This is a genomic window from Clostridium fessum (assembly GCF_003024715.1).
In the GTDB taxonomy this organism is placed as follows: domain Bacteria; phylum Bacillota; class Clostridia; order Lachnospirales; family Lachnospiraceae; genus Otoolea; species Otoolea fessa.
Map to the genome: position 1 here is coordinate 26,934 of NZ_PYLO01000005.1, position 26,215 is coordinate 53,148.

At 50.4% G+C, this 26,215-nt stretch carries 19 protein-coding genes and 1 other RNA gene; 2 read left to right on the forward strand and 18 right to left on the reverse strand.

Annotated features, from left to right (window positions below; all coding sequences use genetic code 11):
• Nucleotides 1-91: 91 nt before the first annotated feature.
• The 9 genes from C7U56_RS12740 to C7U56_RS12780 form a co-directional block, all read right to left on the reverse strand.
• On the reverse strand, nucleotides 92-448 hold the full coding sequence (locus tag C7U56_RS12740) for a SpoVA/SpoVAEb family sporulation membrane protein (RefSeq protein WP_022359528.1): 357 nt from the start codon (nucleotides 446-448) through the stop codon (nucleotides 92-94).
• A 38-nt stretch (nucleotides 449-486) separates the two neighbouring features.
• Nucleotides 487-1,593, reverse strand: a complete 1,107-nt coding sequence (locus C7U56_RS12745) for a stage V sporulation protein AD (protein WP_107001538.1) — start codon at nucleotides 1,591-1,593, stop codon at nucleotides 487-489.
• A 148-nt stretch (nucleotides 1,594-1,741) separates the two neighbouring features.
• Complete coding sequence (locus C7U56_RS12750) at nucleotides 1,742-2,803, reverse strand: type IV pilus twitching motility protein PilT (protein WP_107001539.1); 1,062 nt, start codon at nucleotides 2,801-2,803, stop codon at nucleotides 1,742-1,744.
• A gap of 32 nt (nucleotides 2,804-2,835) precedes the next feature.
• Complete coding sequence (locus tag C7U56_RS12755; RefSeq protein WP_107001540.1) at nucleotides 2,836-4,527, reverse strand: GspE/PulE family protein; 1,692 nt, start codon at nucleotides 4,525-4,527, stop codon at nucleotides 2,836-2,838.
• A gap of 31 nt (nucleotides 4,528-4,558) precedes the next feature.
• Complete coding sequence (locus C7U56_RS12760) at nucleotides 4,559-7,636, reverse strand: insulinase family protein (protein WP_181357248.1); 3,078 nt, start codon at nucleotides 7,634-7,636, stop codon at nucleotides 4,559-4,561.
• Nucleotides 7,637-7,777: 141 nt separating this feature from the next.
• Nucleotides 7,778-8,287, reverse strand: coding sequence for an SEC-C metal-binding domain-containing protein (locus C7U56_RS12765; protein WP_022359524.1), 510 nt, complete (start codon nucleotides 8,285-8,287; stop codon nucleotides 7,778-7,780).
• Nucleotides 8,288-8,416: 129 nt separating this feature from the next.
• Nucleotides 8,417-9,778, reverse strand: coding sequence for an ABC transporter permease (locus tag C7U56_RS12770; RefSeq protein ID WP_107001542.1), 1,362 nt, complete (start codon nucleotides 9,776-9,778; stop codon nucleotides 8,417-8,419).
• 15 nt (nucleotides 9,779-9,793) lie between these two features.
• A complete protein-coding gene (locus C7U56_RS12775; RefSeq protein ID WP_227589713.1) occupies nucleotides 9,794-11,764 on the reverse strand; it encodes a COG1361 S-layer family protein in 1,971 nt (656 codons plus the stop codon).
• 155 nt (nucleotides 11,765-11,919) lie between these two features.
• Nucleotides 11,920-12,687 (reverse strand): ABC transporter ATP-binding protein, encoded by a 768-nt coding sequence (locus C7U56_RS12780; protein ID WP_107001543.1) that lies wholly within the window; start codon nucleotides 12,685-12,687, stop codon nucleotides 11,920-11,922.
• 419 nt (nucleotides 12,688-13,106) lie between these two features.
• Between C7U56_RS12780 and pyrB the strand changes: the two genes are divergently transcribed.
• On the forward strand, nucleotides 13,107-14,030 hold the full coding sequence (pyrB, locus tag C7U56_RS12785) for an aspartate carbamoyltransferase (RefSeq protein WP_107001544.1): 924 nt from the start codon (nucleotides 13,107-13,109) through the stop codon (nucleotides 14,028-14,030).
• Nucleotides 14,024-14,449, forward strand: a complete 426-nt coding sequence (locus tag C7U56_RS12790; RefSeq protein WP_107001545.1) for an aspartate carbamoyltransferase regulatory subunit — start codon at nucleotides 14,024-14,026, stop codon at nucleotides 14,447-14,449. Before pyrB ends, C7U56_RS12790 begins: the two co-directional genes overlap by 7 nt.
• Before the next feature lie 135 nt (nucleotides 14,450-14,584).
• Here the strand turns inward: C7U56_RS12790 and C7U56_RS12795 are convergent, their stop codons facing one another.
• The 9 genes from C7U56_RS12795 to C7U56_RS12835 form a co-directional block, all read right to left on the reverse strand.
• Entirely contained in the window at nucleotides 14,585-16,012 is a 1,428-nt protein-coding gene (locus C7U56_RS12795; protein WP_107001546.1) for an alanine/glycine:cation symporter family protein, read from the reverse strand.
• 100 nt (nucleotides 16,013-16,112) lie between these two features.
• Nucleotides 16,113-16,460, reverse strand: an RNA gene (gene rnpB, locus C7U56_RS12800) — RNase P RNA component class A.
• Nucleotides 16,461-16,504: 44 nt separating this feature from the next.
• Nucleotides 16,505-18,157, reverse strand: coding sequence for a nucleoside kinase (locus C7U56_RS12805; RefSeq protein ID WP_107001547.1), 1,653 nt, complete (start codon nucleotides 18,155-18,157; stop codon nucleotides 16,505-16,507).
• Between the two features lie 12 nt (nucleotides 18,158-18,169).
• Nucleotides 18,170-18,970, reverse strand: coding sequence for a Nif3-like dinuclear metal center hexameric protein (locus C7U56_RS12810; protein WP_107001548.1), 801 nt, complete (start codon nucleotides 18,968-18,970; stop codon nucleotides 18,170-18,172).
• On the reverse strand, nucleotides 18,957-19,724 hold the full coding sequence (locus C7U56_RS12815; protein WP_107001549.1) for a tRNA (adenine(22)-N(1))-methyltransferase: 768 nt from the start codon (nucleotides 19,722-19,724) through the stop codon (nucleotides 18,957-18,959). Before C7U56_RS12815 ends, C7U56_RS12810 begins: the two co-directional genes overlap by 14 nt.
• A gap of 43 nt (nucleotides 19,725-19,767) precedes the next feature.
• Nucleotides 19,768-20,880, reverse strand: a complete 1,113-nt coding sequence (gene rpoD, locus C7U56_RS12820) for an RNA polymerase sigma factor RpoD (protein WP_107001550.1) — start codon at nucleotides 20,878-20,880, stop codon at nucleotides 19,768-19,770.
• A 204-nt stretch (nucleotides 20,881-21,084) separates the two neighbouring features.
• A complete protein-coding gene (gene dnaG / locus C7U56_RS12825; protein ID WP_107001551.1) occupies nucleotides 21,085-22,998 on the reverse strand; it encodes a DNA primase in 1,914 nt (637 codons plus the stop codon).
• Between the two features lie 10 nt (nucleotides 22,999-23,008).
• Nucleotides 23,009-24,016, reverse strand: coding sequence for a deoxyguanosinetriphosphate triphosphohydrolase (locus C7U56_RS12830; RefSeq protein ID WP_022359692.1), 1,008 nt, complete (start codon nucleotides 24,014-24,016; stop codon nucleotides 23,009-23,011).
• A gap of 324 nt (nucleotides 24,017-24,340) precedes the next feature.
• Nucleotides 24,341-26,023 (reverse strand): carbon starvation CstA family protein, encoded by a 1,683-nt coding sequence (locus tag C7U56_RS12835; protein WP_022359691.1) that lies wholly within the window; start codon nucleotides 26,021-26,023, stop codon nucleotides 24,341-24,343.
• Nucleotides 26,024-26,215: the final 192 nt, after the last annotated feature.

Here is a 26,215-nt window from a genome sequence, read left to right on the forward strand (position 1 = left end):
TCATATGCCTCTTTTACAGCAGCTTTTTATTTCCTCAACTTGATTTTCTTTTGCTTTGCTTTCTTTTACTTTTCCTTTTTTCGTCTTCTCTCTAATCCTTCATCTTGGGTTTGCAAATCAGCGACGACAGATAGCCGAAGATCAACGCCCCGGAAATCCCCGCCGCACCCGCCGTGAATCCGCCGGTGAACAGCCCCAGAACCCCATCCTTATCTATTCCATCCCGCACACCCTTCCAGAGCGTATTCCCAAACCCCAGCAGCGGCACTGTTGCCCCGGAACCCGCCCATTTGGCATACGGTTCGTACAATCCGATCGCACCGAGAATCGAGCCACATACCACCAAAAGTACCATGATCCGCCCCGGCATGAGTTTCGTTTTATCCATCAGAATCTGCACGGCGGCACAGAGGAGTCCGCCGGTCACAAATGCTTTGATATAGTCCATTTTTTTGCTCCCTCTCTAAAGTTTCTTGCAAATACCTATCATTCACCGAACGATTCTTTTCCCTCAAGCACCACTCCATGGGCAATCCCCGGCACATTCTGCCCCTCATTAAAGCTGATCTGGGACAGCAGCGCCCCGGTCGGCACAAACAGGACGCGTTTCCACTCACCCACCTGTATTTTCGGAAGAATATAGCCGCACAGCACCGCCGCCGAGCAACCACAGCCGCTCCCGCCCGAATGGGTATCCTGCGTCTTCGGGTCAAACATTTCGATCCCGCAGTCCATATGGATGCTGGAAATATCCTGTCCTGCCTCGCGCATAAAATCAAGCAGGATTTCCTTCCCCACCATTCCCAGATCGCCAGTGATGATCCGATCATAGTCAGATGGTTTCCGGTTAAAATCACGGAAATTCTGCAAGATTGTGTCTACCGCCGCCACCGCCATTGCCGCCCCCATGTTCATGGAATCGCGCATCTGCATATCGACGATCTTTCCGGGGGTGGCAGCTGAGATACAAGGTTGAAATTTGGGATGCAATTTTTCCTGTCCAGCATTTTTCAGTGATTCTGACGCATTTTCTTTCGCTCTGCGCCCATCTTTCCCTTCATTTTTCTCATTTCCCTCGATCATCACACACCCGCACCCGGTCACCGTCCAGGTTGTGGACTGCGGTCTCTGATTCCCATACGCCAGCGGAAACCGGAACTGCCGTTCTGCCGAGGCAAAATGGCTCGACGCCAGCGCCAGAACCCGGTCCGCATAGCCAGCCCCTGCTGCCATCGCCCCCAGAATCATCGCCTCCCCCATCGTCGAGCAGGCACCGTAAAGCCCGAAAAACGGGATATCAAACGACTCCACACCAAACGAGGTCGCCACAATCTGTCCCAACAGGTCTCCCGCAAACAGGCAATTCACATCCGCCGCCTGTCTGCCCGCCTTATCCAGGCATTTCTGCACCGTCTGGCGCTGCAATTCACTCTCCGCCTCCTCCCACGACTTTTTCCCAAACGTCGGATCCGGCTCCACCCGGTCAAAAAAACTTGCCAGCGGTCCTTCGCCTTCCGTCTGCCCCACGATCGATGCCGCCGATGTGATGATGGGCGGATGCTCAAACTGGATGCTTGATTTACCTGCCTGCATAAAATTCCTCCTGAAATACAAAAAGTGTCATTAAAAATATAATGTTCAAACTTTCGCTACAACCTCAGTATTTACACAAACATACATTTTTATGTTTCAAGAAATCTGCATTCCTCGCAGGCTTCATCCACCCGTTTTCGCCATATTATTAATACTGCACCGCCGCCAGTTTCTCTCTCAGCTCCTGCGGGTTCTGGGACGCATCGACTGCCGTCTGCGGTGTAATCACACCCTCTTTTGCCATACGAATCAGAAAATTATCCATCGTAATAGAGCCCTCTTTTGCACTAGAAAGCAGATAGCTCTGCATCTGCGGTGTTTTTCCATCGCGGATCAGATTCCGGATCGCCGGCGTGAGCATCATAAGCTCACAAGCTGCCGCCCTGCCCTGGCCGCCCGCCCTCGGCACCAGCTGCTGTGACAGCACCGCCCGCAGCGTCATCGAGAGCTGCATCCGGATCTGCGGCTGTTTATCCTCTGGAAAAACACCCACAATCCGGTCAATGCTGTCGATTGCCGAATTGGTATGAATGGTGGAAAAAACAAGATGTCCCGTCTCCGCCGCCATCAGCGCCGTCTCGATCGTCGCCGGATCACGCATTTCTCCAATCAGAATGACATCCGGGTCCTCACGGAGCGCCGCATAAAGCCCCTTATCATAGCTCTCTACGTCCACGCCCACCTCGCGCTGGTTGATGATCGCCTGCGCCGGTTCATAGACATACTCGATCGGGTCTTCCAGCGTAATCATATGGAGCGGACGATTCTGGTTGATCTCATTTAAAATTGCCGCCAGCGTCGTTGACTTGCCGCTTCCCGTCTCGCCGGTTACCAGAATAATGCCTTTATTCCAGCTTGAAAACTGATTCACTGCTTCCGGAAGCCCCAGCTCCGACAGGTTCGGAATCGTACTGCCCAGAAGACGGATCGCCGCAGAGAGCGCGCCCTGCTGCCGGAACAGATTCACACGGAGACGCCGTCCCGCAAACGAAGCACTAAAATCCAGCTGTCCGATCGCCTCGATCTGATCTGCCGCATTGCCTGCCAGCTGGCGTCCATATTCCTCACAATCCTCACGCGTCAGCCCGCCATCCGTCAGCGTCTCGATTCTGCCGTCAATTCTGCATTTTGGCGGCAGCCCTGCAATCAGATGCACATCCGATGCCCTTTTTTCAGCTGCCAGCGCGATTAATTCCTCGATTCCATACATACCATCTGTCTCCTCTTCTCTTTCTGCACCATTTACAGCGCCAGCAGCGTCCGGATCACCTCGTCCACCGTCGAAACACCCTCTTCTACCAGCTTCTGCGCGTGTTCCAGCATCGGAACATACTGGCTCGCTCTTCTGGCTGCCTCTAAGAAACGTGTCCGGTCAGCTCCTTCCAGAATGCACCGGCGCAGCTCCTCCTGAATCAGCATTACCTCAAACACACCGATTCTGCCCCGGTATCCCGAATGGAAGCACTGATCGCATCCGGCTCCCTGCCAGTATAATTTTCCAGGGTTCTCCGGGATTCCTGCCATCTCAAGCGCTTTTTTCGGCGGCTGAATCTGGGTTTTGCAGTTCGGACAGATTTTCCTCAGCAGCCGCTGGGAAATAACGCCTCGCAGTCCCGCCGCAATCAGGTATGGCGCCACGCCCATATCTCGCAGACGGTCAATCGCCGAGATCGCATCTTCCGTATGAATCGTGGTGATAACGAGATGTCCCGTCATTGCCGCACGCATCGCGATCTCTGCCGTCTCACCGTCACGGATCTCGCCGACGCAGATGATATCCGGATCCTGACGCAGAACTGAGCGCAGACCCGATGCAAAAGTCAGCCCCACTTTTTCATTGATCTGCACCTGTGTCGCGCCTTTGATATGGTATTCCACCGGATCCTCCAATGTAATCAGGTTGGTCCGATCCGAAAGAAGTTCGCGGATCAGCGTATACATCGTCGAAGATTTACCTGAACCAGTCGGTCCTACAATCATGATAACTCCGGAAGTAAGCCCTAAAAGTGTATCAATCTTTGCATCCTCCACTGCCGGAATACCGATACCGCGGCGGTTCAGCGTCTCCTCATTTCGTTTCAGAATACGGATAACCACTTTTTCTCCATACAGGGTCGGAAGGGTGGATATACGCATATCAATATCTTTTCCTCTTAAATGCATCACCGCACGACCATCCTGCGGAATTCTTTTTTCGACGATATCGAGCCGGGACATGATTTTAAGCCTCGAAATGACCGAATCCTTGAGTTCCGACGGGATCGTCATGATCCGATGAAGCTGCCCGTCGATACGCATCCTGACGACCATCTCCTCCTCCGTCGGCTCAAAATGGATATCCGAAGCATTTTCCGAAATGGCACGCTCAATAATCGAATTGACCAGGCGGATCATCGGCGTCACATTTTCCTGTCTTTCTCTTTCCGCCATCTGCCCCTGCCCCTGACGCACCTCTTGTGCCGCTGCCGTCTCTGCCTGCATCTGCGCCATCGCTTCTGCCGCTCCCTCGTTGCCATACAAAATATTGATCGCACGCTTCACCGCCGGTTCAGAGGCGATCATCGGCACAATTCTCTTTTTGGAAGTATGCTGTGCTTCCTCAATCGCCATGAAGTTCAGCGGATCCGCCATTGCCAGATAAAGCTGGTCTTTGGAAATACGCACCGGTACGATCGTCATTTTCTTTGCCAGGTTTTTCGGCACAAAACGCGACAGTTCCGGGCTGATATCGACCCGCGTCAAATCAATATAGTCAATGCCCAGCTGCATGCGAAGCGCATCGATCAGCTGACCTTCCGTGATATAATGATGCTTGACCAGCGTTGTTCCCAGACGTTCTTTCTCCTTCGCCTGATAGTCAAGCGCCTCTTTAAGCTGCCCTTCTGTGATCAGTCCCAGCTCCAAAAGCATGTCTCCCAATCGCTTTGTACGCATTCTCTCTACCTCCCTATAAATATGGATCTAGTTATTCAGCCATTTTACTGCGGAAATCCCGGATCCGGTCAAAGCAGTCCCGATCCATCTCGATCGCCGTCTGATTTCCAGTCGTCACAATCCACGCTTCTTCCAGAAGCCGCCGGATGATCCGCGCCGCCTCTTTCTGATCCTCTGCGGTCGTCTCACAGATCTCCTCTGTCCAACGACGGATCTGTACAATATCCAGGCCATTGTACGCATACTGCATCGCTGCCATCCGCCGTCCCAGGCATCCGCACGGCGCCGTCGCATTGCCGTAACTGCTTAAAATATAGCCATTCCGATCTGCCTCCGAAAGCTGCAGTTTTTCCAATACACCCGCTGCCGCCCGGATCGCCTCGATCGTCTCACTGACCTTCGGATCCCGGTATGTACTCGCCACGATCCGGTCCATCGTCGGCGTAAATGCAAACGACGCGCTGTAGGCGCCGCCTTGAAAACGGAGCTGCGGCACAAAATACCGGTCATCCAGCGCATTTACATACGGAAGAATACGCCCGGAAAATCCATCTACAGCGCTCAGCTCTGCCGAAAAGACGGTATACTGGCTGGAGCTCTCCACAATTACCGCCTCCCTGCGAGCCGGAACCGGGAAGGTATACCCAGCATTTTCCCCTCTGTTTTCCGTTTTATTCTCATGGTCTGGCATCTGTTCTCCCCGCAGATTTCCCAGAATCCGCCCCGCACAGTTCCGCATCCATTCCAGATTTTCCCTCGGTGCAACATGAAGGATCGTCACCGCTGTTCCATGCAGGATGCGGTCGCGCACCTCCTCCATCTTCTCTGCCAGCTGGAAGATCGCTGCATCCTCCTGTTCCAGTCGCCCGCGCAGTTTTTTCAAAAACTCATAAAACGCCTGTCCGCCGACATATTCCTGATACCGCGTATTGATGCTATAGCCAGATGCCGCCAGACGCACCGCCAGCGAATACGCATCACTGCGCGACTCATCACAGGACGGAATCGTCTCATCCAGTGCCTGAAGAACCGCATTCTTATCTCTCCACAGTGGATGTGATAAGAGTTCCAACAGGACATACAGGCTCTCTTCATAATCCTCCGCCATCCCATACCAGCTGACCGCCAGCGTCGGATGGCTGTTTCGTCCCGCCCGAACCTCCGGATGTCCCTCATTCATGGAAAAATCATGCAGATAGCGCTCAATCTGATTTTCCTTTTCCATTCTGCCATACCGGGCATTTTCAAGCTCTGAAACAAACATTGTATATAAAGGAATGTAAAAACGGTCCTCTTCCGGCACGCCGCTCAAATCCAGGTATAAACGGTTATAGCTGATCGCTTCCAGATCCGACGGCGATTCATAGATCGAAATCCCATTTATCTCATATATCTGATATTCCGGCGTCTCTTCCGGCGGCGGAAGCTCATCGATCCGGATCATAAAATCCGCATTCGAACACTCCGACGCATTCCACGCATCAAAATCCAGGGTTTTCGCAATCAGCGCATCCAGCTCTGCCTCGCTCATCTCCGCCTTCATCTGCGCCAGATACGCGTCGCGCTCCTGCTCCATCGCCTCTGCCATCCCCGGCATCGGAACCGTCGTGACAAGAACCCGCCGCTTCGCCGCGCCAAGCTCTGCCGCAAACCGGCGAATCTCCGCCTGTGCCGTCCCTGCATCCAGAGAATCATAGGCTGCCGCCTCATCCGCATACACATCCGCATCGCCCGTCAGTGCCCATTTCAGACTGACTTCCGGCACGATCGAATCCGCAAATACATCCGTATCTTCGCCTGCCGTATAATCATGTATCGCCCGCGCCTTGAGCGCCGTCTCCACCACTGACGGGTCGATCCCGCGCTCCTGCATCTCGCACAATGTCTCATCCGACACCTGCCGGAACCGTTCTGCATCCTTCGGACTGCTGTCTGTCATTTCGAAAACAAAAAATGGCTTTTCTGCCTCCATCATCACCGATGCGCTCGCATCACAATGGATGCCCGCCGTCCGCAGCTTTTCCCTGAAAACCGATCCATCCACATTCATCATTCCCGCAATGATGCTGTACTGGATCAGCTTTTCCCATGAAATGCCGCTCAGATCCATCGCATACGATACCACCGCCGCATTCTCCGATGCGTCTCCCCGGTAAGCAGGACTGGGAACGGTTGCCTGACGGAAGAATGATTCTCCCCCATTTTCCAAACCATCTGGCTCGGGGCTGTAAAACGCACTCATCCCTCTATTCTGCATTTCCTGTTTTTCCTGTCGCCCGCTGCCTGACTGGAAACTCCATCCGTCTTCTTTTCCATAGCTTTTCTTTGCATCACACAGATACTCTTTATCCAGAAATGCCAGAAACCGTTTCCAGTCCAGATCCCCATACAACAAAATCAGAGCATTATCGAACCGATAAAATCGATCATACATCTCCATCGTATGTTCATACGTCAGATCCTTATAAAAACGGTGCGCCTGTCCATTCGCATTTGCCGCCGTCTCCCCCGGATACAGCGCCCGCAAAACATTCCGCAGTGCCTCATTATCTGTATCATTCAGCATGCCGAAATCCTCGCTGTACACCGTTCCTGCCAGCGTAATCGGGCTTTTGCGGTCGCGCAGCTCATAGCGGACCGCTTCACGGTCAAAAAAGCGGCGTTCCCGCCGGATTCCCGGCGCTTTCATGCAGCTTAAATACACATCTGCCATCTTAAGCAGCTGTTCCTCGCTCTGGCTGCACACCGGATATGCCGTAAATGGTATATAGGTAAATGCATTTACAAATGTGTGGTATGTCTTGCTGCAAAGATCAAAAAAAATATCCTTACTCGGATATTTATCAGAGGAAGCAAGTACCGAATGCTCAAACACATGATTCGTGTCCGTCTCATCCAGATGCGGTGTCCGATAGGAAATCGAGAATCCCCGGTTTGTATCTTTATTTCTGATATAAAACAGGGACGCCCCGCTTTTCTCATGTTCAAAATACAGTGTCTGCGCTCCCAGCGCCTGCAGTTTTCCCACCTGTTTCAATGTAAAACCTGCTGTCTGAAATCCCGGCTGCAGTCTCCCATCTGCCGCCCTCCACTGCTTTGTACCTGCCATTCTTTTATCATGCCTCCTGCCATCATTCGTCTGCTGTCTTTTCTCTATATCTATTATACAAAAGCACGTCCTATATTTCCATAGAAAAAAGCACATCCGGTTCACTCTGTGTTCCGGATGTGCTTCTGATTCATAAATCTATTATTTATTCTTTCCGCAGCACTTCTTATATTTCTTACCGCTTCCGCATGGACACGGATCGTTCGGGTAAATCTTATGTGTATTGCGGACTGTGCCAGATGCCTTCTGCTCGCGGTACAGCTCTGTTCTTCTCTCCTCAGTCAGGATTGCATCCCACTGCGGAAGCTCATACAGCCAGGTAGCCTTTGCCTCTACCATGTTGTAATATAACTTCTCCGGGTCGATCTCAATCTTAACCTTGGTATCCTCATCCATGGTCTCGATCGGGTTCTCATAGCCCTTTAAGCTCTCATTGATTCCATCCAGGAAACCGGTCATGATCATAACTTCGGTATCATACTTCTCAGCCAGTTCCTTAACGGTACCTTCTACAACCTCAGTCGGGTTTGCAAGAATCTGCTCGTAAATGCCTTTCTCAATCGTAAAATATCCAGACCAGAGTTCCTCTTTCTTTTTATCATCCAGCCCGTCACCATATGCCAGATTGCGCCAATTTTCTAACAGTGTCATCGGTAATTCCTTCCTTTTTTCGTTCTTTCATTACTATAATAACATAGTATATTTAAGTATATAACAAGTTGGGGGGATTTGCAAGGAGGAAAACTGGCATCTGCCTATTTTATCGCATAAGCAAACGTATCACTCATTCCGTATCGCCGCCAACGGACTCAGCTTCATCGCGCGCATTGCCGGGAAGAATCCGGCTGCCATGCCGATGATGATGGCAAATCCTACCGATGGAACTGCCAGCCAGATCGGGATCACGGACAGTTTTCCATCCATTCCATATAAAAAAGTCGCTGCCAGAAACTGGTTAATCAGCACGGAAACCATAAAACTCAGCGCCAGTCCGATGAGTCCTCCCATGAAGCCGATAAAACCCGCCTCAATCAGAAACATATTTCGGATAGTTGCAAGGGAACATCCTAACACTTTCAGCACGCCAATCTCCTTCGTCCGCTCATAGATCGACATCATCATCGTGTTGGCAATGCCGATCGCAGCTACCAGCAAGGAAACAGCGCCGATGCCGCCGAGGGCTGCCTGGATCATGTTGGACTGCTGTTTAGACTGTTCCAGCCATTCCATCTGGCTGTTTGCCTCATAGCCCATGTTGCTGATGGCTTTCTGTACCTCTATTACATGATCCATATCGTCCACATTGACCGTCGCTTCCTCATATACAAAATAATTGTACGGTTTTCCTTTTTTATTGGTCGGCTGACCCGGAATCGGCTTTTTCTTGAACACCTGTTTTAGCTGTGTCTTGAGCTTATCCAGATCAACGTAGACGCCGTAGCTGTAATCACTCCACTCATCCGGTCCGCCTGCGACCATACCGGCGGTTTTCAGCATATATTTCTTCGGAGCCGCCACCTTCTGGCTGCCGTCATCACCGCCGGAATTGCCCTTAGACTGATAGTAGGCATCCGTGTCAAAGATCGTGAACATCGGCTTATTGATAAAATCGATATCCGGCATCTCCCCGGTGTCCCAGTAACCTTTTCCTGTCTTGGCATTGCTAAAATTCTGTGCGACCATATTTCCGACTACCATCTCCATGTCCTTCGTTTCAGTTGTCGGCAGGCTTCCTTCTCCCAGCTTGATATTCTTCATCGCTCCCAAGGGGATCCCATGCAGCTGCACGTTTCCCTCGTAGGCACCCTGACGCATAATCACATTCAGGTTCAGATCCGGATAAGCACTTGTCACATGCGGAATCTTTTCAAATGTCTTCATCGTCTCATCCGTCATGAAGCTGTCTTCCGGATTTTTCTTGTCACTGGAATTTCCATTGTTATAATTATATACCTGAATCGCGGTCAGGCTTCCATAGGAAGAATACTGTTTGATGGTAAATTCTTTCAGTCCTATTCCGATGGAAACCATGACAACGATCGATGCCGTACCAATCACGACTCCCAGAACCGTCAGAAAGGTACGGAGCTTTCTGCGAAACAGGTTGTTGACGCTCATCGTCAGCAGATCACTGAATCTCATTTTCACCGGTCCTTTCTATTTTTTCTTTCTTTTCAGATGATCGTTTTGTTCTTTTTCAACGTCCTTTGTTTCGTCTTCCGATACATCTGCTGTCGTCATTTCCGGCTCGCCCAGCTCATTGTCCAGTTCCTCTTCTAATTCGTCTTCAAGCGCCTTTTCTCCTGCTATTTTCTTCTTTTTCCTCTTCCAGACAACTACACCGACACCTGCGCCCACCAGCGCAGCGATCACAAGCATCGGAGCGATCCGCCCAGCGCCGCCCGCTTGCGCCGCATCGGCATCTGCATCCATGCCGTTGTCCATTCCATCCATGCCGTCCATCCCGTCATCGGAAAACGCCTCACTCACGTTCAGAAGCATTTCTTTTTCAGTCTCTGAAACGACTCCATTTTCATCCTCATAGGAAATGATAATCTTCACTTTTCCATCATCGGTTGTCGGCGCAATCGCGGTCAGCATCGTATCGACATTGCCGGTTTCGCCCGGCTTGATATTTCCCACATAAGCGTCAGCTGGTTGGATAGAATCTGCCTCAAAACGCGCCATAACATTGTAAAGAATTACTTTTCCGGTGTTGTTGATGCCAAACATGACATTCGTCTCAGAACCAACCTCAACCGCATCCGGCATCACATCGATCGTACTGGTGTTCAGACGCGGCTCCTGCTTGACCGGAAGTGCAATCTTGACCTCTTCCTTGGCATTTTTAAACTCCGGGCTGTCGTACTGCTCCTGGATTGTCATGCGGTATGATTTCTGCTCTGCCGTCGGCGCTGCCTTGAACACCATCGACAAATCCGCCGTCGCCCCCGGCGCCATATTGTTGACTACCACCGAAGTCGAACCGCTCTCCGAGGTAAAGATCGGTGTATTTTCAACCTCTTCTGACGCAAATGTAAACATGATATTGGAAGCCGATACATCGGAGGAGGCATTCTTCATCCGCACGCGCAGCTCAAACGGCTGCCCGGCATAGATCTCTGCCGGGATCGTCTCGAAGCTGTCCACGATGATACGCGCCTTGGTTCGATCCTGCTCGCCCGCATCCGCCGACAGCTCATCGTCATCTTTTCCCTTGACGCGCACGTAAAACACCTTGTCCACCGGCTCCGAAAACTCGCCGCCCTCTTCTTCGCGGTATGTAACCAGATAGTGAATCGGGAAAAAGCCCGATTTTACGTCCTCACGCACCATCATGCTGTACGGAACCGTCACCATCTGCCCTGATTCCATATCCCCCATTTTACGGTTATAGTTGCCCTCATTGATATCAAACGGGAATTTCGTAATATCTGCGTCAAGCTGCATATCCACGCGGACATCGTAAACCTTTTTAAGTCCCGTATTGGTCAGGTTCACGCCAAAATCCATGACCTGATTGTACCCCGCATACGGCGTCTGCTGGTTATCGCCGATGGAAAAATCGTAATCCAGCTTCGTGTTGTCGTCTTCCTCGGTGGAGGAACCATCGTAGGCGGATACCCAGATGTTGATGCCGACTTTTAGGCTGTCATCAATATAGAAAAACGCCTGATAATATCCTGCTGCCAAATCCCGGCGCAGTTTATACGTCAATGTTACACTTTTAGACGAACCTGGCTTTACATCAATTCTTTTTTCTTTAAACGTATTTGAATCAGCTTCAAATGGAAAATGTTTTCCAGACCATGAAATATTGGAATCCGAATCACTGTCATCATCATCGTCATCATCATATGTATAAAATTGATCGTATTGATCCGCATTGGCTAAACGAATTGTTCTTAAATAATTATCTCCTTTGCTGCCATTATTATGAACCGTCATCTTAATCGAAATTTTATTTCCGGCCTTTCCGTGCGGCACTTTGCTGACGGTAATTAAATCATTGTTATATTTTGTCATATCCAGCATCTCCGCCTGCGCTGTCCGGCTTCCTCCCACTGCCAGCACCACAAAAAGCAGCAAAAACACCGCCCATCTCTTCCACTTTCTCATACCTCTCATTTTTCATACCTCCATATCCTCTCACATTAAATGCTGCTTTTATCAATTTCTCATTCTATCGTCAGCATTCCTGTGTTTTAGCCTTCTAAATTCCAGACACAGCCAACACTCTATTTTTATCTGTCTATTTCATATCTGCTCCGTCTTTCGCTCTCTTAAATTTCCTCTATTTTCCCATCTTCCTTGCCCATTTGCCGATTCTCCTCTATCTTCACAATCTTACCATCGATAATATGGAAAATCCGGTCCGCATACGCCGCCAGATGGTTATCATGCGTAACCATAACCAGCGTCTGGTTCTGTTCCCGGACGATCCGCTGCATCAGTTTCAGCACATCCATCGTCGTGTGCGAATCCAGATTTCCAGTCGGCTCGTCTGCAAAAATGATCTCTGGATGTACCACCAGCGCCCGTGCGATGCCGACACGCTGCTGCTGCCCGCCGGACATCTGGTTCGGCATATGATCGCCGACTTTTTCCAGTCCGACCATTTTCAGATATTTTTCCGCCATCTCCCGGCGCCTGACGCGCGGCACACCGCGGAAGGACAGCGGAAGCGCTACATTTTCAACCGCATTCATCGTACCGAGCAGGTTATATGACTGGAAGATAAATCCGACCCGCTCCCGGCGGAATGCCACCAGCTGGTTCTCGTTTAATTTTTCTATGTGCTGTCCGGCTATGACAATCTCGCCCTTCGTCGGCTTCTCCAGCCCCGCCAGCATATTCAATAAGGTAGATTTACCCGAACCGGAGGTACCTACAATCGCACAGAATTCGCCACGGTACATCGTAAAATCAACGCCGTTCAGCGCGTATACCTTCGTCTCGCCGACGCGGTAGACTTTATATAGATTTTTTACCTGTATGACAGGTTCCCGTTTCCGGAGTTCATTCTTCCCCGGCACTTTCCGCTCTTCCATCAGCCTTCTCCATTTTCTAACTTATTTCATGCTCCTGAATATTCCATCGAAATCCATTCCTGACAACCTGGATTTATACAAGTTTCAACCATTGCAATTCCAGTTCTTCTTTCTACATTATACCGGATTTGTTTCAATTCTCCTACCTTATTTTTCTTAATGTTCCTTACGCTTTTCTTACCAGATTTTTCACCCTGTCTGACCGTTCCTTACGCTAATCTATTTTGCCCTGGAAAGTCATTTTTATTTCCTATTTCATCGCAGGTAATCTTCCAGCCGTCATCACATTGTCCATATTTTCTATCCCCCCTATTCATATTTTTTATATCACAGATCATTAAAAGCTATAGCAATCCATCTGGAAATGTTTTATAATAGTTGGGAAAAATATGCTAATACGAATAGAGAAGGAGAATCAAATGAGACATTTGCTGAATCCACTGGATTTTTCCGTTGAGGAGATCGACCAGCTTCTGGATCTCGCTTCCGATATCGAAGCCAATCCAGCCAAATATGCACACGTCTGCGACGGAAAGAAAATCGCGACTCTGTTTTATGAGCCAAGCACCCGTACACGCTTAAGTTTTGAGGCTGCTATGCTGAACTTAGGGGGACGGGTTCTTGGCTTTGCTTCTGCCGATTCAAGCTCTGCTTCCAAGGGCGAGAGTGTGGCAGATACCATCCGCGTTATCTCCTGCTTCGCAGATATCTGCGCGATGCGCCACCCGAAGGAAGGTGCGCCGATGGTTGCTTCCCTGCACTCTTCCATCCCGGTTATCAATGCCGGCGACGGCGGTCACCAGCATCCGACGCAGACCTTGACCGATCTGATGACGATCCGTTCTTTAAAAGGACGCCTGAACAATTTAACAGTCGGTCTGTGCGGCGATTTAAAATTCGGACGCACGGTTCACTCCTTAATCAATGCGCTGTCCCGCTACACAGGCATCCGTTTCGTCCTCATTTCCCCGCCGGAACTGCGCGTCCCGGATTATATCATTGAGGATACACTGAATGCAAAGGGAATCGAGTACAAAGAGGTGGAAAACCTGGATGAGGCGATGCCGGAGCTTGATATTCTCTACATGACACGTGTCCAGAGAGAGCGTTTCTTCAACGAGGAAGATTACATCCGTATGAAAGACTGCTACATTCTCGACAAAAAGAAGATGGAGCTTGCCCGTGATGATATGTTTGTGCTCCATCCGCTTCCGCGTGTCAATGAGATTTCCGTTGAGGTGGACAACGACCCGCGTGCCGCTTACTTCAAACAGGTTCAGTACGGCGTATACGTCCGTATGGCTCTGATCATGACTTTACTGGAGGTGGAAAAACCATGTTAAATATCAGCGGATTAAAAGAAGGTTTTGTTCTGGACCACATCCAGGCAGGACGCAGTATGGATATTTACTTTAAACTGGGGCTGGACAAGCTGGACTGCCAGGTGGCTATTATCAAAAATGCGCGCAGCAGCAAGATGGGACGCAAGGACATCATCAAGATCGACGGCAGCCTTGATCTGGTAAATGTTGATGTGCTCGGCTACATCGATCACCGTATCACGATCAACATCATCAAGGATGGAAAAATCGTAGAGAAAAAAAATGTCAAGATGCCGAAAAAAATCACGAATGTCATCCACTGCAAGAACCCGCGCTGCATTACCTCGATCGAGCAGGAGCTTCCGCATATCTTCTATCTCGCGGATGAGGAAAAAGAGGTATACCGCTGCCAGTACTGTGATGAGAAGTATTCGCTGTAAATTCTCCTGAATATATCAAATGAATATCAAAAAAGCCATGAACGACTTTTCTGTAGATTTACAGATCATAAGCGATTTCATGGCTTTTATTATTTTCCAGATTATAGATTCCAAAAGTGCCTACCCTTGAACATCTTAATTCCAGAACTCTGTCTTACCTTCCAGCCCGATACTCTCAGCCTTGAAGCACGGATTCTTGCCTTCCTTTTTCTGCACCAGGTAATCATCCAGACATTTGAGCGCTGTATTTCCCAGAATCACGATAACCGGCAGGTTGATGATCGCCATGATACCCATGAGGACATCCGCGAGATCCCATACCAGACCGAACTGGAGCTGTGCGCCGATGAAGACAACTACCACCGCAAACAGGCGGAACACGTTCATTTCTTTGTTTTTCAGCGTACGGCGTGCGATGTAGTTGAGACATCCCTCACAGTAGAACAGGTTGCCGAGCAGTGTCGTAAATGCAAACAAAAGAAGTGCAAATGTAATGAAATACGGTCCAATCACGCCAAATACCGTTCCCAAAGATTCCTGTACGAACGGAGCGCCTTTCAGTTCTTCGGACGGAACGATACCGGTGCAGAGGCACATCATCGCTGTTGCCGTACAGATGAGGATTGTATCGATAAAGACGGAAAGCATCTGTACCAGTCCCTGCTTAACCGGATGGCTGACATTGGCTGCTGCCGCCGCGTTCGGTGCAGAACCAACACCCGCCTCGTTGGAATACAGACCTCTCTTGATTCCCTGCATCATGGCAGAACCTGCAAATCCGCCGAAGATCGCCTTGAAATCAAAGGCATTGGATAAGATATTGACAAATACCTCCGGGAGTCTTCCGATGTTTAAGATCATGACCGCAATCGCCATCAGGATGTAGAAAACGCCCATAAACGGAACCAGCACGCCGGTAATGCGGACAATCTGTTTTCCGCCGCCTATGATACAGATGCCGACCAGAATCGCCAGAATGGCGCCGCCGATCATCGGAACCAGGCTCCTGTCCCCCATCATAAATTGATGGTAAAAGCCGTAATTCGACATGCTGTCAATCAGGTTAAAAGACGCCAGCATATTAAAACCGCCAGCATAAGTAGCAATCAGGGCAATCGCGAAGACAACGCCCAGCGCACGGCTCTTCAGCGCCGCCTCGATATAATAAGACGGACCTCCGTAGCTTCGGCCGGATGCGTCGCGCTTCTTATAAATCTGTGCCAGCGTGCTCTCAACAAAAGCCGATGCGCCGCCCACAATCGCGATCAGCCACATCCAGAACACCGCGCCGTAACCGCCGATCGCGATCGCATTGGCTACACCTACGATATTGCCTGTGCCGACGCGGCTCGCCGTCGATACCATCAGCGCCTGAAATGCGGATACGGAGTTGCTGTCTGTCTTTTCTCCGACTACCCGGATTGATTCCGGAAGCAGACGGAGCTGTACGAAACGGCTTCGAAGTGTGAAATACAGTCCGACCGCCAGCAGCATGATAATCAACAGATAGCTGTACATAACATTGCTGATCACACCAACGAGTGATGCAAATCCTTCTAACATAAAATTTCCCCCTTTTCTTTTGTATGCAATATAGAAAAAAGAGCCGCTGCCGGATAAAGATGCTCTTTGGTATCTGCATTCGGCAACAGCCCTCTTAAATGATTTGAGCAAAACGGTAAGCCGGGTTATGTCGTTGAATGGTCATCTATCTAGTCCTGCTGTCGCCAGCAGGCTCAAGCGACCTACCCGAGAGCAGACGGGCCGCCTTGCGCTCTCTGTTCGGTCTTGCTTCGGATGGGGTTTACATGTGCCCCGGCTGTTACCAGCCGGGCGGTAGTCTCTTACACTGCCCTTCCACCCTTACCCGGTAAACCGGGCGGTACATTTCTGTTGCACTGTCCTTGGAGTCGCCTCCACCAGACGTTATCTGGCATCCTGCCCTGTGAAGCCCGGACTTTCCTCACCTGCAGCCTTTCGGTTCTGCAGCCGCGACCATCTGTCTTACTCAAAACATCCTAACTCTACCATATTTTCAGGCATTTGTCCAGTCAATCATACTTTAAAACAGCTTCCGCCGATAAATTCGCGCACAATCGAATTGTGCGGCACCTGTTCGCTGCTGACACCCAGAAAATAATCGAGAAATTTGAGCAGCCGCTTCGCCTCGTTGTACTCCGCCGAATCACGCGGAACACTATATAAGATCGGCTCCGCATACTGTTTGAGCACCGAAAGCTCATATAAAAACGCAGAGTTGAACATCGCATCCGCCTCTTCCTGATACGGGAAAATATTCCGCTCCTCGCCCCGGCGTACGGAATCCCACATCCGGATCGTGTCCTGTGCCGACGCTCCGCGCGTTCTCGCATCGCGGACCATCCGCCGGATCAGACGTCCGTCCGTCGTCGGAACGCGGTTGTGATCGTCGATATTTAACTGGGTCAGCGCACTGATATAAATCTTAAATTTCTTATCACGCGGCAGTGAATACGACAAATCATCATTCAAACAGTGAATTCCCTCGATGACCAAAATATCCTCCGCCCCAAGCTGCAGAAAATCGCCCTTATATTCGCGCTCGCCCTTGACAAAGTTGTAAACCGGCAGCTCCACGCGTTTTCCCGCCAGAAGTGCTTCCATATCTTCATTAAACTGTTTCACATCGATGCAGTTTAACGCCTCATAATCGTAATTTCCGTTCTCATCCCGCGGACTGTCCACACGGTTGACAAAATAATTGTCCACCGCGATCGGATGCGGTTTCAATCCCAGCGCACCGAGCTGAATCGACAGACGGTGCGAAAATGTCGTTTTCCCCGAAGAGGACGGTCCCGCAATCATAACCAGCTTGCGTCCGCTCTCATGAATCTGCTCCGCGATATCTCCGATCTTCTTTTCCTGCAGCGCCTCCTGCATCAGGATCAGGTCGTTCATGCGGCCCTGCGCGATCGTATCGTTGAGTGTTCCCACGTCAAATACACCGAGCTTGTGACCAAGCTTTTCTGCCTCCTGCTGGACATCAAACAATTTTTTCTGCGGATGGAACGGCTGAATCGCCTTCGGCTGCTTCTTGTTCGGCAGACGCAGGATAAATCCTTCCTCGTACATCTGTAAATCAAAATATTTGAGATACCGGGTGCTCATGACCATATATCCGTAGAAATAGTCGTCATAATCGCCAAGCCGGTAAACATTGACCCGCGACGCCCGCCGGTAATTGAACAAACGCGCCTTGTCATACATGCCCTGCTCCTGGAAATGATCCATCGCCTCATCCGTATTTTCACTCCGTTTCTGCAGCGGCAGATCCTGCTCAGACAGGCGCTTCATCTCCGCTTTCACACGGTCTAAGAGCTCCTGGCTGAGTGTTACCCTGCCTTCCACCTCCACATACAGGCCATTTTCAACAGAAAAGCAGACCGTGATATTTTTCACATTTTCCCTGCCTGCCACATTCTGAAAGGCTTTCATCATCAGAAAGACGGCACTTCTCTGATATGCCAGATAGCCAGCCGTATCTGCCGCTGTGATAAATTCCATCTGGCAGTCCTTCTGCAGTGTTTTATGCAGCTCCCGCAGCCGTCCATTTACCGAGACCAGAAGAATATCATTCTCGTAATTCTTCTGATATTCCTCCGCAATCTCCGCATAGGCGGTTCCCTGCGGATATGTTTTTATCTCACTCCCAATCCGTACTTCCGGCATGTAATCCCCTCCCTAAACAATCTGGATTGGAAACGCCGGTTTCTCCCGCACAACCTTCACGGCGTCTCCCAGCTTCCCCATCAGATATTTCTCCATAAATTCAGTAAAAATGTGTTCAATTCCATAATGTCCAGCGTCGATGACCGCCATGCCCTGTGCAACCGCGTCGATTCCTTCATGGTGGCTGATATCTCCTGTGATATAAACCTGCGCCCCGGCTGCCAGCGCCTCTCCCATCGTGCTTCCGCCCGCACCCGGGCAGACCGCCGCTTTCTGAATCACTGCCTCACCGTCCAGCTTACCGAATACCGCCGCATACGGCAGGCCAAATGCCTCCTTGACCCGCTCGGCAGCTGCCTGCAGCGTCATCGGCTGTTCGAATCGTCCAGTGCATCCGATTCCGTAGGAAGTGCCGTCCCCGGTCTCTCCCATTTTCTCTAAAACCTCACAATCCGTCAGTCCCAGCTTCTTTGCCGCCAGATCTGCCATGCAGCCCGGCGCCGCGTCAAAATTGGTGTGCATCGCATAGTAGGAAATATCATCCTGAATCATCCGCAGGACTCTTCTGCCGATGAAATTCTGATCGGACACCTGCTTGATTCCTTTGAAAATAAGCGGATGGTGCGTCAAAATCATATCCGCCCCCGCCTGCTCTGCCTGCTCAATCACAGAATCGGTGGCGTCCACCGCCAGAAAGATCGTCTTCACTTCCTTCCCGCTGCGCCCCGCTAAAAGCCCCGGATTGTCCCAGTCACATGCCATGCTGCGCGGCGAAAGTGTTTCCAGGATCTTGATAATCTCACTGCATTTCATGTCTCGTCTCCTCTATCAGCGCCAGATAGGCGGTCAGTTCGTTGATGCGCGCTCCACGGCGGCTGATCGCCGTCTCTCCCGCTTCACTGGCTTCTAAAGTTCTCTTCTTGTTCTGGGCATCATTTTCTGTCAGCCCTGCCAGCACCTGCCGCGTCATCTTCTCTTCTTTCTCCAGATACGCAAGCAGCACCGGATCTTTCTTCCGGATCAAATCGGCTCCAAAACGGTAATCCTGCTCTCTCCCCGGCCGCATCGTGCCTCGCGCCGCTTCTATCACTATGTAATATTTTCCCTCGTCCGTCAGCATCGCTTCCCGGAGAATCGAAAATCCCTGTTTTTCCAGAAAATGACGCACTTCGTCCTGCTCCGACTGCGGCGACAGAATCAGGCGTTCTTTTCCCTCGCTCCAATTCTCCCACACATGGCGTCCCTGTTCCAGAATCCGGCAGGTCAGTTTTCCGCCCATTCCTGCGATCACAACTGTGTCTGCCTCGCCTGCCTTCAATTTTGCCAGTCCGTCTGACAGGCGCAGTTCAATTTTCCCGGAAAGCCCCACCTCTTCCACGTGTTCTTCCGCCCGCTCCAGCGGGCCTTTCCGCACATCCATCGCCAATGCCGACGGGCACACGCCCTTCTGCACCAGCCAGATCGGCACATAACCGTGATCGGTGCCGATATCTGCCACCCGGCTGCCCGGCTGTACAAAAGAAGCGATCCGTTCCAGACGCTTCGAGAGTTTTACTTCTGTCCGCATGATTTATTCTCCTGTGTTCTACTTTTTATTTCTTCTTTCCAGATCATTCATCCAGATAATCCTTCAATTTTTTGCTCCGGCTCGGATGGCGCAGCTTCCGCAGCGCTTTCGCCTCGATCTGGCGGATCCGCTCGCGGGTGACATTGAACTGCCGTCCTACCTCTTCGAGCGTGCGCGGTCTGCCGTCGTCCAGGCCAAAGCGCAGACGCAGCACCTTCTGCTCCCGCTCGGTCAGCGTATCGAGCACTTCCATGAGCTGTTCATGCAGCAATGTATAGGTTGCCGCATCGACCGGAACCTGCACATGATCGTCCTGAATGAAATCGCCCAGATGACTGTCTTCCTCCTCGCCGATCGGTGTCTCCAAGGAAACCGGATCCTGTGAAATCTTCATGATCTCCCGCACACGCTCAACCGGCATCTCCATCTTTTCCGCGATCTCCTCCGGGGTAGGTTCCCGTCCAAGTTCCTGTAAAAGCTGTCTGGAAGTCCGGATCAGACGATTGATCGTCTCCACCATGTGAACCGGAATCCGGATCGTCCGCGCCTGATCCGCGATCGCGCGCGTGATCGCCTGACGGATCCACCAGGTTGCATAGGTGCTGAACTTAAATCCTTTTGAATAATCATATTTTTCAACCGCCTTGATAAGACCCAGATTTCCTTCCTGAATCAGGTCAAGGAACTGCATACCTCTGCCGACATAGCGCTTCGCAATGCTGACAACCAGGCGCAGATTCGCCTCCGCCAGACGTTTTCTGGCATTTTCATCTCCCAGCTCCATCCGCTTCGCCAGTTCAATTTCCTCTTCCGGGGAAAGCAGCGGCACTTTTCCGATCTCTTTCAGATACATCCGGACTGGATCATCGAGGCTGACGCCATCCGGGATGCTGAGATCCAGGTTGTCCACGTCGATCGGCTCCTCCTCGCCGTCTTCAAAAAGTTCTGGCTCCATGTCCTCATCGTCATCCATCCGGAGAACGTCTACATGATGATTTTCCAGAAAATCATAGATCTGATCGAGCTGTTCCGGGCTCAGTATCTCACCATGGAAATAATTCAATATTTCTTTATTGTCCAGTACATTTTTCTTTGTTTTTGCCAATTCCAGAAGCTGTGTGAGTTTTTCTTCAAATGTAACTTTTTTCTCTTCCATAGTTCGTCCTTCCTTCCATCCTCAGAACCTGCCCGACCATTTCCAATTTTGTTACTGAACACGCATACGTGTCCAGTAACGGAATTTGCCGTGGCTTCGCATTTCAATACGGCAAATTCCTGCTGCCACCACGTTTTCTTACGGCACTTTCGGTTCCAAAAGTGCCTACCCGTGTACAGTAACCCAATTTTTCCCAATCCGCAATCACTCCAACGTAATTACGAGCGAAGGCAATCCCGCCTGTTCCCGTATGAGCCGCTGCAGCTCATTCAAATCCGACGCCCGCCGGATCTGATCGTCGAGGCTGTTCTTCTTGATCCGGCGCACCGTCTCCGCAAATGCCTTTTTCTGCTCCTCATTGTTTAAGGATTCTTCCAGACTTGCATTGAAAAGCGCCGCGACTTCTTTATAATTGCCCTCGTCGTCGATAAAGCGGTTCAAAATCGCCGCCGGATTGACATTTCCAGCTTCCAGACCCTCAAATACAGCTTTTGCTGCTTCTTTATAAAGTGGTTTTACAAAATCCTCCGGTCCGATGATGTCCTTGATCCGGGCATACAGCGATGGTTCTTCAATCAGCCATGTAAGAAGCAGGCGTTCTGAACGGCGGATGCCCTCGTCCTTCTCCTTCTTCCTGCCCACCGGTCTCACCGCCGGTCCCGTATTTCCCGGAAACTCTGCATTTCCAGCACCGCGGTTTTCCGCCATTGCCCCGGCACTGCCGACGCTTCCGCCTACCTCCCTGTTTTGTACCGCACCAGTCGTATTTCCGGTTCTATATGAATCACCATAGCGACCCGCATATCCGCCTGCTGCCGTCTCCCCGACGCCATACCGGCTTCCGAGCTGGTTGACCAGCCGCCGCAGATCTTCATAATTGATAAAGTATTCCCGCGAAACCGCCTGTATATAATTATCCCGCTCCAGCGCCTCGCCAAATTCAAGCAGCTTGCGCGCCGTCTGATTGTAAAATGCCGTCTTCTGCTCCGGATCTTCCATATCAAAGCCGGCTTTCAGCACATCGATCTCATAGAGAAAGCTGTTTCTAGCCGTCTCGATCCGCTTTTCAAACTCCTCTGCTCCCAGATTTTTCATAAATTCATCCGGATCCTTATACGGACGCATATTCAGTACCTTGGTTGAAATTCCTGCCCGCTTGAGGATCGGAATCGCCCGCAGCGCCGCCTTGACGCCCGCGCCATCGCTGTCGTAGGTCAGAATGACCTGATCCGTATACCGCTTCAGAAGCGCCGCGTGCTGCTCGGTCAGCGCCGTTCCCAGCGATGCGACCGCGTTCGTATAACCCGCCTGGTGCATGGAAATCACATCCATGTAGCCCTCGCAGAGCATCATATATTTCTTTCTCGAAGTACGCGCGTAATTAAGTCCGTATAGATTCCGGCTTTTGTCAAACAGCATCGTCTCCGGTGAGTTTAAGTATTTCGGTTCCCCGTCCCCGAGGACACGTCCGCCAAACCCGATCACCCGGCTGTTGACATCCATGATCGGAAACATGACACGGTTCCAGAACTTGTCCCTGGCGCCGCGCTCCTCGATCGTCACCAGCCCCGTATCCTTTAAAAGCTCGTCCTCATAGCCCTTGCTTTTCAGATACCGGTACAGATCGTCGCTGATTTTATTGGAAAATCCCAGTCCGAACCGCCGGATCGTCTCATCCGTCAGCTTCCGCTTTACCAGATAATCATATCCTATCTTTCCCTGCGGCTGCTTGAGCTGGTAATAAAAATAATTGGCTGCCAGCTTATTGATCTCCAGAAGCGCCGCCTTGCGGTCCGCCTTCGCCTTTGCCTCTTTAGAATATTCCATCTTCGGCAGTTTCACGCCCGAACGGTCCGCCAGCATCTCAACCGCCTCGCGGAATGAATAATTTTCATATTCCATCACAAACGTAATCACATTGCCGCTGACACCGCAGCCAAAGCAGTGGTACATCTGCTTGGACGGCGACACCGAAAAGGATGGCGATTTCTCATGATGAAACGGGCAGAGTCCAAACAGGTTGCTTCCCTTCTTCTGCAGCTTCACGTATCCGGAAATCACATCCACAATGTCGCTACGCATTCTGACTTCCTCGATTACCTCTTCCGGATAATACATTTCTTCCTCCTTATACGCTCCAGGCTTTCGGAATAAACAATTCCTTAAACCGGTCAATCGCGTAAATATCTGTCATACCCGCGATATAATCGCATACCGCGCGCTCTTTCGTCTCATTTCTCATCTCCATAATCCGGTGGGATTCTTCCGGAAGTTCCTCCGGATGCGCCATATAATATCCATACAGCATCTCGATCATCTGCTGTGCGCGCCCTTCCTCCGCTTTCGCAATCCCGTCATGGTAGACATGGTCAAACATCCAGCGGCGCAGCCCGTGCATCGCCTCCTCGCGTTCCGGTGACATCGCCACCTCCGGCTTGTCCTGGCTGTGCTCGATGATGTCGTGGATCATGATATTCAGCCGCTCATGCACACTGTTTCCCAGAATGTCCGTGTACTCCCGCGGCAAATCCTCTTCCTTCATGATCTTTCCCCGGATCGCATCATCTATATCATGGTTTATGTAGGCAATTTTATCTGAAAGCCGCACAACATTCCCTTCCAGCGTCGCCGGATGACCGCTCGTCCGGTGGTTCAGGATCCCGTTGCGAACCTCCCAGGTCAGGTTCAGCCCCTGCCCCTTCTGCTCCAGCACCTCCACAATGCGGACACTCTGCTGATAATGCGCGAACCCCTCGCTGCAGAGCCGGTTGAGCACCGCCTCCCCCGAATGACCAAACGGCGTATGTCCCAGATCGTGCCCCAGCGCGATCGCCTCCGCCAGAGACTCATTCAGCCGCAGCGCTTTCGCGATCGTGCGCGCTATCTGCGATACTTCCAGCGTGTGCGTCAGGCGCGTCCGGTAATGGTCGCCCTCCGGCGCCAGAAAAACCTGCGTTTTCTGTTTCAGACGCCGGAACGATTTGCTGTGCAGAATACGGTCGCGATCGCGCTGATACTCTGGCCGGATGTCGCAGAGCGGTTCTTTCCGCTCCCGTCCCCGTGTATTCGCACTCAGCGACGCATACGGACTCAGGGTTTCCTGTTCCCATTTTTCGATCGTTTCTCTGATATTCATCCAGATCCCACCTTTATTCAGAATAATTTACGGAATAAATTCGAAAGTTCGCCCATTATCTTATAATAATATCATATTTTTGTAATTTGGGACAGAGGTTTTCCATGGATTTTTGATCTTTTTCTATTTTCTTTTTTTATTTTATGTGGAAAGAAGGGGAATTATGACTACTTATTTCCATCTATTGAACAAAGGGGCTTAGAATGAAAAAGAGAAAACATCTGTTCTTTTGAATACAGACATCCTCTCTTTACTATCATACATACAAAACGTAACGGCTGTCCCTGATGGACCTCATCTACATTTTATTTTCACTTATTATTTTTACTTATCCGCTTTTTCAAGCAGTTTCTTGATACCCTGAATTGCTACTAATACACCCAGGATTAACAGCAGCACTGCAAATACAAGCTGCAGTGTATTTCCCAGATCCAGACCGGTCGTCATAAATGCGTTTGTGAGCTTTATGATGGTCATGCTCAGTGCAGTAAAGGTAACTGCCATCATGAACAGCATCGGCACCCAGAGCATCCAGCCCTGACGCTTGGTTTTCTTTAAGAATACTGCACAAGCTACAAGAGCAAGTACCGATAACAGCTGGTTTGCAGAACCGAATAACGGCCAGATCTCTGCATAGCCGACCTTGGTAAGCAGGTACGCGAGTACCAGTGTGATGATGGTTGCAAAATATTTATTGGTTACTACCTTTACAAACGGGCTCATATTTTCCTCGTCTGTGTCCGAATCCATGAAAAATTCCTGGAACGACAGACGTCCTACCCGGGCAACCGAATCCAGGGAAGTCAGTGCAAATGCAGATACCGCCAGGTTGATTAATGTAAATACAAGCGAATGCGGCAGACCAACTACGGAAAGAAAATTTGCGATCGCGCCTGCAAAAATCTGTGGCTGGGTGGTAAGTCCCTGTGCTGCTGCCTCGCCATCTGCAAAGGAAGCAACTGCAATCAGTGCGATGATAGCAAGCATACTCTCCATCAGCATTGCGCCAAACGAAACTGGAAGCATGTTCTTTTCATTTTTGATCTGTTTAGATGCAGTACCGGAAGATACCAGAGAATGGAAACCGGAAACTGCGCCACAGGCAATCGTTACAAATAAAATCGGGAACATATACTGTCCATTTACATTAAAGCTTGTAAACGGTTTCAAATTACATGCCGGATTGGCCACAAATACACCGATAACTGCACCGACGATCATAAAGATCAGCAGATAGCTGTTCAGATAATCACGCGGCTGAAGCAGCGCCCATACCGGAGCGACACTGGCAATCAGAATGTACACAAAGATAATAATATGCCAGGTTCCAAGATCGACATAGACCGGGAAATTCAGTCCCAGCGCGATCGCTGCCACCAGTAATAAGATAGCGACGGCTGTGTTGATCCATTTGTTGAATTTGGTATATTTGAGGAAATATCCAAGTGCAACTGCCTCGATGATAAATAACATAGAAGTAGTTGCAACGGCTCCATTTGCCGCTATCTTTGTGACAGCACCTGCCTCATCGACCGTAAATCCCTTAAATGTTCCCGCTACAACGTCTGCAAACGCTGCGACAACCAGAATACAGAACAGCCAGCAGAATAAAAGAAATAATTTCTTTCCTAATTTTCCAATGTACTCTTCGATGATGTATCCGATTGTACGTCCCTTATTTTTGACAGACGCATACATGGATGCAAAATCCTGAACGGCGCCGAAAAATACGCCGCCGATTAAAATCCAAAGCAGGACCGGAAGCCAGCCAAAAATTGCCGCCTGGATCGGACCATTGATCGGACCCGCACCGGCGATCGACGCGAATTGATGACCAAACACAACGTTTGTATCAGCCGGTACATAATCGACACCGTCCTCCATCTCATATGCCGGAGTTTTGGCATTCGGATCGATGCCCCACTTATTCTGGAGATAACGCCCGTACAGGAGGTATGCTCCTCCTAGAACAACGATGGCGATTATCATCATCATTACTCCACTCATAGTTAAACCTCTTTCCTTTGTTTATTTATAAAAAAACGCCTCTGCTATCCAGTCGGATAACAAAGGCAAATTTTCTATCCCAACAGCCTTCCCGCTCCATCCAGTGACTCTCTGTATTTCCGTTCTTTTATGTCTTTCCATGCTCATTGCATTTTATATCATATAAATTATACTCTTTTGAGCAAAAAATTC

Bases quoted from the DNA above. Each gene is read 5' to 3' on its own strand.
- C7U56_RS12740 (WP_022359528.1), bottom strand. From the start codon at position 448: ATGGACTATATCAAAGCATTTGTGACCGGCGGACTCCTCTGTGCCGCC.
- C7U56_RS12745 (WP_107001538.1), bottom strand. From the start codon at position 1,593: ATGCAGGCAGGTAAATCAAGCATCCAGTTTGAGCATCCGCCCATCATC.
- C7U56_RS12750 (WP_107001539.1), bottom strand. From the start codon at position 2,803: ATGTATGGAATCGAGGAATTAATCGCGCTGGCAGCTGAAAAAAGGGCA.
- C7U56_RS12755 (WP_107001540.1), bottom strand. From the start codon at position 4,527: ATGCGTACAAAGCGATTGGGAGACATGCTTTTGGAGCTGGGACTGATC.
- C7U56_RS12760 (WP_181357248.1), bottom strand. From the start codon at position 7,636: ATGGCAGGTACAAAGCAGTGGAGGGCGGCAGATGGGAGACTGCAGCCG.
- C7U56_RS12765 (WP_022359524.1), bottom strand. From the start codon at position 8,287: ATGACACTGTTAGAAAATTGGCGCAATCTGGCATATGGTGACGGGCTG.
- C7U56_RS12770 (WP_107001542.1), bottom strand. From the start codon at position 9,778: ATGAGATTCAGTGATCTGCTGACGATGAGCGTCAACAACCTGTTTCGC.
- C7U56_RS12775 (WP_227589713.1), bottom strand. From the start codon at position 11,764: ATGAGAGGTATGAGAAAGTGGAAGAGATGGGCGGTGTTTTTGCTGCTT.
- C7U56_RS12780 (WP_107001543.1), bottom strand. From the start codon at position 12,687: ATGGAAGAGCGGAAAGTGCCGGGGAAGAATGAACTCCGGAAACGGGAA.
- pyrB (WP_107001544.1), top strand. From the start codon at position 13,107: ATGAGACATTTGCTGAATCCACTGGATTTTTCCGTTGAGGAGATCGAC.
- C7U56_RS12790 (WP_107001545.1), top strand. From the start codon at position 14,024: ATGTTAAATATCAGCGGATTAAAAGAAGGTTTTGTTCTGGACCACATC.
- C7U56_RS12795 (WP_107001546.1), bottom strand. From the start codon at position 16,012: ATGTTAGAAGGATTTGCATCACTCGTTGGTGTGATCAGCAATGTTATG.
- C7U56_RS12805 (WP_107001547.1), bottom strand. From the start codon at position 18,157: ATGCCGGAAGTACGGATTGGGAGTGAGATAAAAACATATCCGCAGGGA.
- C7U56_RS12810 (WP_107001548.1), bottom strand. From the start codon at position 18,970: ATGAAATGCAGTGAGATTATCAAGATCCTGGAAACACTTTCGCCGCGC.
- C7U56_RS12815 (WP_107001549.1), bottom strand. From the start codon at position 19,724: ATGCGGACAGAAGTAAAACTCTCGAAGCGTCTGGAACGGATCGCTTCT.
- rpoD (WP_107001550.1), bottom strand. From the start codon at position 20,880: ATGGAAGAGAAAAAAGTTACATTTGAAGAAAAACTCACACAGCTTCTG.
- dnaG (WP_107001551.1), bottom strand. From the start codon at position 22,998: ATGTATTATCCGGAAGAGGTAATCGAGGAAGTCAGAATGCGTAGCGAC.
- C7U56_RS12830 (WP_022359692.1), bottom strand. From the start codon at position 24,016: ATGAATATCAGAGAAACGATCGAAAAATGGGAACAGGAAACCCTGAGT.
- C7U56_RS12835 (WP_022359691.1), bottom strand. From the start codon at position 26,023: ATGAGTGGAGTAATGATGATGATAATCGCCATCGTTGTTCTAGGAGGA.